9 protein-coding genes are annotated in these 10,969 nt (G+C 45.9%); 7 read left to right on the top strand and 2 right to left on the bottom strand.

The window, feature by feature from the left end:
- Window positions 1-343 precede the first annotated feature (343 nt).
- From QRN50_RS25705 to QRN50_RS04935, 3 genes are all read left to right on the top strand, one after another.
- Window positions 344-1,561, top strand: coding sequence for a DUF6861 domain-containing protein (locus tag QRN50_RS25705; protein WP_342671335.1), 1,218 nt, complete (start codon window positions 344-346; stop codon window positions 1,559-1,561).
- Complete coding sequence (locus QRN50_RS04940) at window positions 1,558-1,926, top strand: hypothetical protein (protein ID WP_074952072.1); 369 nt, start codon at window positions 1,558-1,560, stop codon at window positions 1,924-1,926. The genes QRN50_RS25705 and QRN50_RS04940 overlap by 4 nt, the downstream gene beginning before the upstream one ends.
- Before the next feature lie 424 nt (window positions 1,927-2,350).
- Window positions 2,351-2,641, top strand: coding sequence for a hypothetical protein (locus QRN50_RS04935; protein ID WP_096126863.1), 291 nt, complete (start codon window positions 2,351-2,353; stop codon window positions 2,639-2,641).
- Between the two features lie 52 nt (window positions 2,642-2,693).
- Here the strand turns inward: QRN50_RS04935 and QRN50_RS04930 are convergent, their stop codons facing one another.
- Window positions 2,694-3,248: a BRO-N domain-containing protein gene (locus tag QRN50_RS04930; RefSeq protein ID WP_096126864.1), complete on the bottom strand. Its 555-nt coding sequence runs from the start codon at window positions 3,246-3,248 to the stop codon at window positions 2,694-2,696.
- Window positions 3,249-3,586: 338 nt separating this feature from the next.
- Window positions 3,587-4,006 (bottom strand): very short patch repair endonuclease, encoded by a 420-nt coding sequence (locus QRN50_RS04925; protein ID WP_096126865.1) that lies wholly within the window; start codon window positions 4,004-4,006, stop codon window positions 3,587-3,589.
- A 28-nt stretch (window positions 4,007-4,034) separates the two neighbouring features.
- Here QRN50_RS04925 and QRN50_RS04920 point away from each other — a divergent pair, with 28 nt between their 5' ends.
- The 4 genes from QRN50_RS04920 (at window position 4,035) to QRN50_RS04905 (ending at window position 10,966) form a co-directional block, all read left to right on the top strand.
- Entirely contained in the window at window positions 4,035-5,633 is a 1,599-nt protein-coding gene (locus QRN50_RS04920; RefSeq protein WP_096126866.1) for a DNA cytosine methyltransferase, read from the top strand.
- Between the two features lie 191 nt (window positions 5,634-5,824).
- Window positions 5,825-7,291 carry an ATP-binding protein gene (locus tag QRN50_RS04915; protein ID WP_096126867.1) on the top strand — a complete coding sequence of 489 codons (1,467 nt, stop codon included), beginning with the start codon at window positions 5,825-5,827 and terminating at the stop codon, window positions 7,289-7,291.
- Entirely contained in the window at window positions 7,288-10,026 is a 2,739-nt protein-coding gene (locus QRN50_RS04910; RefSeq protein ID WP_096126868.1) for a Z1 domain-containing protein, read from the top strand. Before QRN50_RS04915 ends, QRN50_RS04910 begins: the two co-directional genes overlap by 4 nt.
- On the top strand, window positions 9,989-10,966 hold the full coding sequence (locus tag QRN50_RS04905) for a PD-(D/E)XK motif protein (protein WP_096126869.1): 978 nt from the start codon (window positions 9,989-9,991) through the stop codon (window positions 10,964-10,966). Before QRN50_RS04910 ends, QRN50_RS04905 begins: the two co-directional genes overlap by 38 nt.
- The last annotated feature ends 3 nt before the right edge of the window (window positions 10,967-10,969 follow it).

Raw genomic sequence — 10,969 nt, 5'->3', positions numbered from 1 at the left:
TTCAAACGAGGTCACCAGTTTCAGGGCCGCTTCGCAGCCCATCGTAGCCGTCTTCACCTACTGAAGCGCCTACGCCTTCCGTGTAGAAGCTCGTTCTCCGAATCGGTCACAGGGCTGGTATATAGATTTCATTCCTCCGCTCGGAGACGATATCCAAATTCAGCTTCACATCTTCCCCACACGCCCGAATAGGACTCAGGCAAAGGCTGTTTTTGAACAACCAACGCTGATGTACGAATTTTCCGAATTTTTGCAGGTGCCATGCGGCTCTTGGAATTTTTTGCACTTCTTCTGTTAAGTTGCTCAGGCAGAGCTGTATCAAGAATTGTCAGGGAGACACTGAATGTTCTTTTTTCACATGCTGCCCTCATGGGATGACATACGGCGAAAGCTTGACCGTGACATCGAGCCCTACAGAGGGGGCCATTTTCGCACGCATCGAAATGAACCCGTCCCGTCGCCCGCGCTGATCATTCGCCGGTTCAATTGTGTCCGGTCCGCGTTCGACCGCGCCGAATGGGAGGCTTGTCGCATACTGGGACAACGTTTCGTTGACCTCGACATCTCCAGCATCATCAAGGACTTGATCGACGTAGTCACACAGATGGCCATGATCGTCGTCGGCAGTGCTTTTGTCGGAGGGGTCGCCGGTGCAAGCGCGGGCGCACTTTTTTTCGGGGTGGGTGCTGCTCCCGGTGGTTTAATGGGCGCTGCATTAGGGGCGCAGGCCAGTACTTTCATACTGGGGATTCTTGGTCTGGAATCCATCGCTGAATCTGTCGTCGATGGCTTTCCGCGCATCATTCATTACTACACTCGCGGTATCAGCACAGCATGGCAAGGCCCCCGCGAACAAGGGTGGAGTTCCTTCATGGGAGACGACCCGGTCGCACAGAACAGTGCGGTTCAGGAAATCGCACAAGGGCACGTTGAAGTAGTGATTCTGCTATTGGGCGCGATGGTTCAGTACATCACACGCGGCCGCGGTAACGCTCGTGCCTTGGCAAATGAAATGCGGGCCAGCGCCAAAGGCGAGCGACTGGGCCAGTGGATGCTTGAGCATGAAAATGACCTGAAGAAACGACCTGATTTGCAGAGGCCGGAGCCGCGTAGGGGGGCGCTTGATAAACAGGGACCCTCATCTTCATCATCAAGCCGTCATGAACCAGAATCACCCGAACAAGGCAGGTCAGGTTCGACTTTAGATGAAAAAGAGGTTGCCGACGATAGTCCAAAGCTTTTAAATAACTATTCTGCAACTAGATTTTTTAAAGGTGATGAGGCAGTTAAACACTTTGAAAAGCACGGCTCAGAGTTGATGAGTGCGTTTGGAAAAAGTGAATATAATATTAAAAACTATTTAGATGACGCAAATCATGTGATTAGAAATGGCGATTTTGTACCTGAAATGAATGGCTATGTGAAGATGATTGGTGGTGAAGGTAGTGCTAAATATGGATTTGTAGGCGTTGATAGAACGACTGGTAATATAACAACGTTTCACGTTAAAACTGTGAGTGAGCTTGCGCGAAAGGCTCCAAGTCTAGGGTTTTCCAAATGATAATTAAAAAGTGTGAGTGGATCTCGAAAGATGCTCTGGAAGCGATGCTGACAATCGGTGATGCTGAGACTCAGTGCGTAGCCTTTTGTCATCCATGTCATATGAATGTCGGGGACATGCTGCTTGAGCCTGTCCTTGCGATATCAATAAAAAATGTAGCCAAGATGGCGGCAGGCTCTCAGCCATACGTACTACGTATTGACGATGGATTCGTTCATGAAATTCTGGCTGAGGTGGCTAGTGTTGAAAAATCGCTGGTGGTTGCGGGTGAAATCACTATTGAATTGGATGATGTACTACCCGGAGACATCAACGTCGGAGATATGATCAGTTTCTCCTGTGGACGTCTTGATGTGATTTCCTGACTTTTAAAAGTGGTATTGCCAAGATGACGATGTGTATCACGAGTCTTCGTTGCACTGCACACTCTGAATTGGACACAGAGCCTCCCAAGCATCATCACCACTTAGAGCGCTCGTTGTTATACATAAGTCTGTTTTCGATTCTGGCAGAAGGTTTAGTTCACCCCACTGGGGTTAAATCTAGTCTGCGACGTCGTTTTTTAGCCCTTTTTCCGAACTCACTCGGATTTTTGTATAGCGACAAGCGCATTCACGTGCGCCCCATATAGCGGACCCTGTGCGCTATGACAAAAACCTCACACGTCTCAAAACTCCCTCCCGCGACGTGACAAGACCCGGACAAGGACCTCACTAAAAATTGATGGCCTAGTGATGCCATGGTAAAACCTTGCAACAGACACTCGTCTGCACTCGCTAAGGAATAGCCATGAAAAAAACAGGGACAGGCTTCGTCGCCATACTCGCATTGCTCTGCGCCTTCACCGTGCAGGCCAGAGAAGCCCAGGTAACAGACGCCTCAATCGTCAAAGCCATCATCCAGGAATCCATCGACAGCTACCCCGGCAACTGCCCATGCCCCTACAACTCTGCCCGCAATGGCAGTCAATGTGGCAAACGCAGCGCGTACAGCCGCAAAGGCAGCTACGCGCCCATCTGCTACAAGGATGACGTCACGAAAGAAATGATCAACGACTACCGACGCCGCCTGAAAGACTGATCCGACGAGACACAATGGCCGTCACCCACACGGCACGGCCATCACGCCGCATTCAACCCAGCCGAGAGGCAGGCAGCACCGCCCGCCACCAAGACCTGCCCAAACGACGCGGCCGCGCCTCAACCTGCATCTGTGGATGCACCAGCATCATCGGCATATCCCGCAACCGTATCCACGGCTCGCTGTGCCAGTGCAACATGCTCACCGACAACCCCGGCCACTGCAGCAGGCTCAGGTTCGGCGTGCAGTCATCGAACGGCAGCTGCCCATCCCGCAACGCAGGCACCACCTCATTGGTAATCCATTGTCGCAACCCACGATTCTCCGCGTGATAGTGATGCACCATCATCGCATATGCACCCGACTCACTGACCATCAACTCCGGCTGTGCTTCGCCGTGCAGGTCGAGCGTGATCATCCGGTGCTGGTCGGCGTCCAGCTTGCGCAGCGTCCGCTCGTTCAATGGCCAGCCGATCATGCGACCGAGATCGCCGGCGCTGAACCAGGGTTGGTTTTCGAGGAGGAGGGCGAGGAGCTGGCGGTTGTGGCGGTGGAAGGGGGTTGGGGTGAGGGGCTTAGTCTGATTTAGGTTTGCGATGTGAAGCATCTAGGTTATCTCTACATTTTTAGCTTTTTGAGAGCTAGGCGTCGGGAGCTAAGAAACCCCAATGTAGAAAAGGCCGGACGTATTCCCCTTGCGGGTCTTGTATTGGTCCACTCCCGACATATCAGAGATTTTAGGACGCGCAGCCGAAGGCCGCAGGTACAAAAAGCCGCATTTTATCGGAAGCGGTCAGGCCGCTACATTTGAGTTTCTTGGGCGTTTCTTAGGCGCGGTGAAAGGGTATTAGGCATCAGATAGATGGACAAGGTGCTAACGCGTAGGATTTTTCTGAAAAATCGTCGTATCAAATGCTAGCGTGAGTGATGCTGAGGTCTGCGAAATCATTCGTCCAAGGCCTTCTTTAAATCCTGAAGATAGGCGCTTTTGGTTAGCTCTGGCGCCTTGAGCTGACACTCCCATATTATTATTGTGCTCCAGCCGAGCTGTCTGAGAGCTAAGATTGACTTCGCATCTCTAGCAACGTTCTTGGAAAATTTTTCTGCCCAGAATTCGGGTCTTGTCTTAGGCATCGTTGCGTACCGGCATCCCGGGTGCCGATGCCAAAAACATCCATGTACAAATATACAGGTCTTTAGTTTCGGCAGTACAATGTCGGGATTTCCAGGTAGGTCCTTCCGATGGAGCCGGAACCGAAAGCCATGAGCATGAAGAAATTTTCTCACCAACAGCTCGGGACGAGTGTTCTTCCCCCTGATACCAGACATCATTCTCGATCGCGTCGCACTGTCTACGATGTCCATTACGTTCACCCCTTGGCAGACTTGACAAATGAAAACAGTTGAACCTTTGCAGGTTGTGGACCTTTTTGCTGGTCCTGGCGGCCTTGGCGAAGGCTTTTCTTCCCTAAATAATGGAAAAAGCTTTGAGGTATTAGTCTCCGCAGAGATGGATCCGTTCGCAAGAAATACGCTGAGACTTAGGGCTTTTTACCGTGCTTTGAAAAAACAAAACCCGGATGCTTTAAAAGACTATTATAGATTTTGTGAAACAAACAGCGCTGTCCAACCATGGACAGGAGATAGTTTCGAGCAGTGGAAGTATGCTGACAGCGAAGCGCGTCAAATAAAGTTGGGCAGCATTGAGGGAAATGCAGAACTTGATGCAATACTCGAGGACAGGTTAGATACTAGCAAACCATGGGTTTTAATTGGTGGGCCTCCATGCCAAGCTTATTCTCTTGTAGGACGTGCACGGAATAAAGGAAACTCTGAATATAAAGCTGAGGACGATAGTCGCCACTTTTTGTATAGAGAGTATTTGAGAATAATTCAAAGTAAAAAGCCTGCCGTATTTGTGATGGAGAACGTAAAAGGTATTCTCTCGTCGAAAATAGCAGGAGAACAAATATTTCCCCAGATACTGAAAGATTTGTCAGATCCTGACGCTGCTTTAGGAGTTAAAACTGATAGCGGCTCTAAGTATAAGATTTTTTCATTGGCTTCCGATGATGTATATGAATCTGGGATGAATACTGATGATATTAACCTGAGCAGTTTTGTCGTTCGCTCAGAAAACTACGGGATTCCCCAGAGTCGACATCGAGTAATATTAGTCGGGATTTCTGAAGACTATGTAAGTGGATTGGACAATCTTAAGCTAGTACCAACTAAGGGTGCTACCGTAAGCGAGATGATTGGTACCTTACCACCACTTCGTAGTATCTTATCCCGAGGAAAAGATAACGCCGATGTATGGTGTGGTGACATTCTAACGCACCTAGATGGCCTGTATAAAGATTTAGCTGCATCGGGGAAGCGTGATCTTTCACTTGAAATAGAGTTGAAAATTGTAAGAGAGTCATTCTCAGGTGGGCGACTTAATAACGGTGGTTTACGGGTAAAGAAAGACAAGTTTTGGGATGGTAGTATAAAAGATAGCGGTTTAAATGAGTGGTTTCTGGATTCTCAGTTGGGGGTTTGGTTAAATCATGAAGCGCGCGGTCATATGAGCGCAGATTTAAAGCGTTATGTATATGCCGCAACATATGCTCAGGCGCACAACATATCGCCAAAAGGTCATCATCAATTCGATTTGCCGGGTTTAGCACCTTTGCACAAAAATTGGGAGACTGGAAAGTTTAGCGACCGCTTTAGGGTTCAAGTGAAAAACCAAACGTCATCCACCATCACGAGTCATATTTCCAAAGACGGCCACTATTTTATTCATTATGATCCTAATCAATGTAGGAGCTTGACAGTTAGAGAGGCTGCCCGTCTTCAAACCTTCCCAGACAATTACTTTTTCTTGGGCAACCGTACTCAGCAGTACCATCAAGTCGGTAACGCCGTCCCCCCTCTCCTAGCAAGAAAAATCGCCACCGTGATTGAGCGCATTATCGCTCAGAAAAGCACTGCCGCGGATAGATAGGATTTAAGGACGAATATGAGCTTGCGCTCCCTCTTATTTTATGAGATGAATGCTGGCGAAAGGGTGGCTCTTGACATTAGGTGCAAAACTCCTTTTTTTGGGGGCGAAGCACCCGGATCATGCATATGAGGACATGGAATGTTGAATAGAAGAGTGTCTACTAACAGTGCATTTTATTTGGCGCACTGGTTATGAGAGAGATTGATAACCCGCCTAATGCAGCATCACTTCTCGAATCCATGCGGTCTATTGGCTATACATTGGAATCTGCTTTGGCAGATCTGATAGACAACAGTATTTCAGCGCAAGCTAAAACTATAAATATTGAATTTAGGCCATATGACGATCCTTATGTAGCGTTGATCGACGATGGCATTGGAATGTCTTCCGACGTCCTTCACAATGCGATGAGACATGGAAGCACGAGTCCTATCTATGAGCGAAAGTCTGATGATATGGGTCGGTACGGGCTGGGTCTTAAGACTTCATCCCTGTCTCAATGCAGGCGTCTGACTGTAGTTTCAAAACATGAAGGGTGCGTAAGTGCATTTTGTTGGGATCTAGACGTTGTAATCGATAAGGGTACTTGGGTAATGCTGGCTCTTGATCCCGCGGATTATGAAGTTCTTCCGCATTACGATGAGCTGAGCAAACAAGATTCTGGTACTGTCGTGCTTTGGCAGAATCTAGATAATTTGGTTGTAGGCGAAAGGTCTGTTGAGTCTGCCCTAGGCGAAAAAATGCTATATGTGCGAGACCATCTTTCTTTGGTGTTTCACAGGTTTATTTCAAGTTATCATACAAAACAGCGCTTGAGCGTTTTTTTGAATGGTGCTCCCTTACAGGCGATAGATCCTTTCTGGGCCGATCATAAAGCAACTCAGATATTAGATGAAGATAATTTTACAATTTCGGGGCAACGGGTTTCGGTAAAGCCTTATATATTGCCGCACGTTAATAAAATGTCTTCTTCAGAAGTACTTCATGCTGGGAGAAGTGAAGGAATAAAAGCGCAGCAGGGCTTTTATATTTACCGGAATAAAAGGCTTATTATATGGGGTACTTGGTTTCGACTGGCGAAAAAAGATGAGCTGAGTAAGCTGGCTCGAGTCAGAGTCGATATCCCAAATTCATTAGATTATTTGTGGACATTGGATATAAAAAAGTCCGCTGCGCATCCTCCTGAAGCGGTAAGAATTAATCTAAAGAGGACAGTAGAAAGAATCAGAGAGGCCAGTGGTAGAACTATTAAATTTAAGGGCAGGAAGGTTGAGGGCTCAAAGACGTCTCCCGTCTGGCATGAGGTTATTGCTAGAGGAGGGGTGCGTTACGATATAAATCGTGAGTATCCGATGATTGTTGAATATAGGAATAGCTTGGAAGCATCTAATGTTCCGTTATTTGATTTGTTGTTGAGTGTGATTGAGAATTCGTTTCCAGCGGAAGCTTTGTATTCGCAAATGGCAGGAGATATTCGCTCTGGATTTAACGATGATGAATCGATGGAGCGATTGAGAGAGCTAGTTGGAAATCTTTTTTCCCAACTGCCTAAAAATTCGGATGCACGTTCTAGGCTGTTGTCGACTTTGCATTTGCTTGAGCCATTCAGTTTACATCCAAATTTAACTAAAGATATTGTAAAGGAATATGAATTATGAGCAGTGATGCCAGATATCAGTTGTCACCTAATGGTCGCAGATTAGAGTTGGGTGTTATTACTGCATTAACAGTTGATGGTATTCCTACTGAGCTTGAGATTCTTGAGCTTGCGACCTGCTTGAGAGCGATACCTATATACGCAGTTTCAGATTTCGAATTCGAAAACGTTATAAAAAGATTACATGTTGCTCTAACTTTGGATATGGGCTTAGGCAGCTACGTTTATGATGAGCATAACCCTTGGCTACGAGCGCGAAAGGCTGACATTGATCCTTTCTATTGGGAGCGTTACCAAGCTGATCTGCTCAAGCAGGGGTGGGGGCCAAAAGTTGTCAGCTCTTTAGACAAGGTTACTGATGAGATACTGGACTTATTAGGTAATCCCAAAGATTCTGTTGGGTGGCCTCGTCGGGGGCTTGTGATGGGCGATGTTCAGTCCGGTAAAACTTCAAACTATACTGGGTTGATATGTAAGGCTGCGGATGCAGGGTACAAACTTGTTATTTTGCTCACTGGAACGTTAGAAAGTCTGAGGAGACAGACTCAAGAACGGCTTGATTCAGGTTTCGTAGGCTTGGATAGTTCTGGTGTTGTAAATAATCGAAAGCGTCATCGTAAAGAAATTGGTGTTGGGCTTATCGATGCTGCCAGGTCCGCAGGCGTTTTTACATCTACCGTTGGAGATTTCAAGGCCGCAACTGTAAATCAGTTGGGTTTCAAGCTTAAAGACTATAAAGAGCCTGTTCTTCTGGTAGTTAAAAAGAATAAAAGAATATTGGAGAATCTTGCTGACTGGTTAGTCACCTTTAATGCTAGTGGATCTGGCAATATAGATTTGCCGCTTTTGCTTATAGATGATGAAGCTGATAACGCATCTATTAATACTAACCCCAAAAAAGCTACTGCGATTAATTCGGGTATCAGGGGCTTACTTAAGGTTTTTCCGCGCTCCAGTTATGTAGGCTTTACTGCAACTCCTTTTGCTAATGTCTTCATAAATCCAGATACTACAACCGAAATGGAGGGCGATGATCTCTTTCCAAGAGACTTCATATATGCATTAGATGCGCCATCCAACTATGTTGGCGCACATCGGATATTTGGTGATAATGCAGATTTAAAGTGTGTTGAGCCTATTTGGGATGCGGAAGAGTATTTTCCAAAGGGGATGTCTTCTGACAGTGTCATCGATGCTGTCCCTGACAGTATGCTTGAAGCGGTGTCGTGTTTTTTTATAATAAACACGATTATGGATCTTCGTCCTGGAACGCCTAAGCACAGATCAATGCTGGTAAATGTTAGTCACTTCACGCATGTTCAGAACCAAATTAGAGATATCTTGGATCATGAGGTTAGACTGATGCAGTCTGACATAAGAAACTATGCCTCGCTTTCAACAACAGAAGCATTACGTAATGACTCTATTCGAAAGTTACACGCTTGTTACAATAAGTTCTACAGCGGTCTAAATATACCTTGGGCTAAAATTCAAGCCGGATTGACTGCAGCTAATTTGCCTATACAGGTCGTAGCAGTCAATCAGAAAAGTGGTCCTGCAAGCTTGGATTACTCATCTTATAAAGAGTATGGATTAAGGGTAGTTGCTGTAGGTGGGAATAGTCTTGCTAGGGGGTTGACTCTTGAAGGGCTTTGTATTAGTTACTTCTTCCGTGGTACGCAGATGTACGATGCTCTGCTCCAGATGGGGAGATGGTTCGGGTATAGAACAGGATACGAAGACCTATTTAAGATATGGATGTCCAATGAAACCTTTGATTTCTACTCTCATATATCTCAAGCTACTGATGAGCTTAGAGGAGAGGTCAGGCGGATGCAGATCTCTCGGCTTAAACCAATAGATTTTGGACTGAAAGTCAGATCCCATCCTGAGTCGCTACTGATCACCGCAAAAAACAAGATGCGTTACACTGATGAAATCGTACAAACAATATCTATTTCTCAAGAGAGTTTAGAGTCGCCTAGGCTGCTAAAAGATCCTGCCATTCTCATTGGTAATTATAAAGCTGCACAAAGTTTTGTCCTTGAAGTTATGAGTAATAATGTACGGGAGGAGGCAAAGTTTCCCATCTGGTACGGAGTTTCAAAAGCGCTCATAGTGAAATTTTTGAGATCGTTTGTAAATCATCCTTTAAGCGTAAAACTGCAAACCTCGAGTTTAGCTGATTTTATTGAGAAGTCTGACGATGATAAGCTTAGAAAATGGGAGGTCGCGATCCCTAGTGGAGAAGGTGGTAGTTATGATTTTGTCCCTGGGCTCACTGTAAAACCAAGACGACGCAATATAACTGAAGACGAATCCATCCGCGCTTTGTTGATTAATGGTAGCAAATTACGAGTCGGTTCTGCTGCTGATGAAAAAATAGGATTAACTTCGTCAGAGATTGAAAGTGTAGAAGCTTTATTTCGTTCGGACTCTAGGAATAAATCAAAGACTGTTCCAGGTAGTAAATATACTGCGGTTCGCCAAAGACCGTTATTGCTTCTCCACCTGATAAATTCAAAAAGCACCGATAGTAACGCTACATCTTTTACTCCCCAAGGATGCGACGCATTGGTAGCGATCGGTCTCAGTTTTCCCGAACTAGACATGGCAAGTCATCGAATTGCTTATAGGATCAACCTTGTTGAGCTGAGAAATATACTTTCAGGGGATACTTCTAGCATTGAGTCAGACGATGAGGATGAGGATGAGGATGACCAAGACGATGAATAACTCAGTGTTTCTTTGGAGTTCAACTTCGTCGGGTTCTTCGGAAAAATTAGGCGCCGGCTTCAGTAGGGTAGACGCTTCCCACTCACTGGACTTTTATCTTGGTTTCGACAAAGATGGCAGGCACACGTTACTCTTGATCTGTAATAGTCGACCGGATTTTCAAAGCGACTTGAAACTGGTACGAGTGAAGTGCGTGGCACGTGATGACGGCCGCTGGTCATTATTCCTGATGCTCGAAGATATTGCTCTACTTGAAATATTCTCTTTGCTATGTAGCGACTTAATAGAGTCATCACGTGATATTCCTAACATAGAAGAAGCGTTAGGGTTTGTCTTGCAGAGATTGGCTAGTTGGCGGTTACTTTTCGAAAGAGGTGATTTAGGTCTTTTGTCGGAGTCAGAAATCAGAGGTCTATGCGGTGAATTATTATATCTGCACGATTTAACCGAAATCTATGGTTGTAGCTTATCTGTAGCGAGTTGGGTGGGGCCTTACTTGGCTGATCAGGACTTTCAGATGGACACTATCGCATGGGAAGTAAAAACTTTGCGACCAGGTATTTCTGATATATTTATTTCGTCGGAGCGACAACTCGACTCGTCAGTACGAGAAATAGTACTAGTTGTGTATGAAGTAGCTAACTGTTCCACTATGTCTGTAGGTGCCTTTACATTGAACTCTTTAGTAAAAAAGCTTAGGGCATCAATCAAAGCTTCTTATGATTCGAGAGTTGTGTTTGATAAAGCACTATTCAGGGCAGGGTATATAGAACGCTCTGAGTATGATGAAATAAACCTTGTTGTAAGGGAGGTTTCTAGTTATAGCGTAGGCCTAGGATTTCCTTGTATCACCAAGGCGATGCTGCCAAATGGCATTAGTGAAACAAGGTATAAGCTGGATATTTCGCTGTGTGAGACTTTCAAAGTCTCTGTCGCCTGAGCT

Source organism: Pseudomonas sp. MEJ108 (assembly GCF_030208985.1).
Lineage (GTDB): Bacteria > Pseudomonadota > Gammaproteobacteria > Pseudomonadales > Pseudomonadaceae > Aquipseudomonas > Aquipseudomonas fragariae.
Note: the sequence above shows the minus strand (reverse complement) of the source record. Positions and strands in the feature narration are given on the sequence as shown.

Bases quoted from the DNA above. Each gene is read 5' to 3' on its own strand.
- QRN50_RS04915 (WP_096126867.1), top strand. From the start codon at position 5,825: ATGAGAGAGATTGATAACCCGCCTAATGCAGCATCACTTCTCGAATCC.
- QRN50_RS04925 (WP_096126865.1), bottom strand. From the start codon at position 4,006: ATGGACATCGTAGACAGTGCGACGCGATCGAGAATGATGTCTGGTATC.
- QRN50_RS04905 (WP_096126869.1), top strand. From the start codon at position 9,989: ATGAGGATGAGGATGAGGATGACCAAGACGATGAATAACTCAGTGTTT.
- QRN50_RS04935 (WP_096126863.1), top strand. From the start codon at position 2,351: ATGAAAAAAACAGGGACAGGCTTCGTCGCCATACTCGCATTGCTCTGC.
- QRN50_RS04930 (WP_096126864.1), bottom strand. From the start codon at position 3,248: ATGCTTCACATCGCAAACCTAAATCAGACTAAGCCCCTCACCCCAACC.
- QRN50_RS25705 (WP_342671335.1), top strand. From the start codon at position 344: ATGTTCTTTTTTCACATGCTGCCCTCATGGGATGACATACGGCGAAAG.
- QRN50_RS04940 (WP_074952072.1), top strand. From the start codon at position 1,558: ATGATAATTAAAAAGTGTGAGTGGATCTCGAAAGATGCTCTGGAAGCG.
- QRN50_RS04920 (WP_096126866.1), top strand. From the start codon at position 4,035: ATGAAAACAGTTGAACCTTTGCAGGTTGTGGACCTTTTTGCTGGTCCT.
- QRN50_RS04910 (WP_096126868.1), top strand. From the start codon at position 7,288: ATGAGCAGTGATGCCAGATATCAGTTGTCACCTAATGGTCGCAGATTA.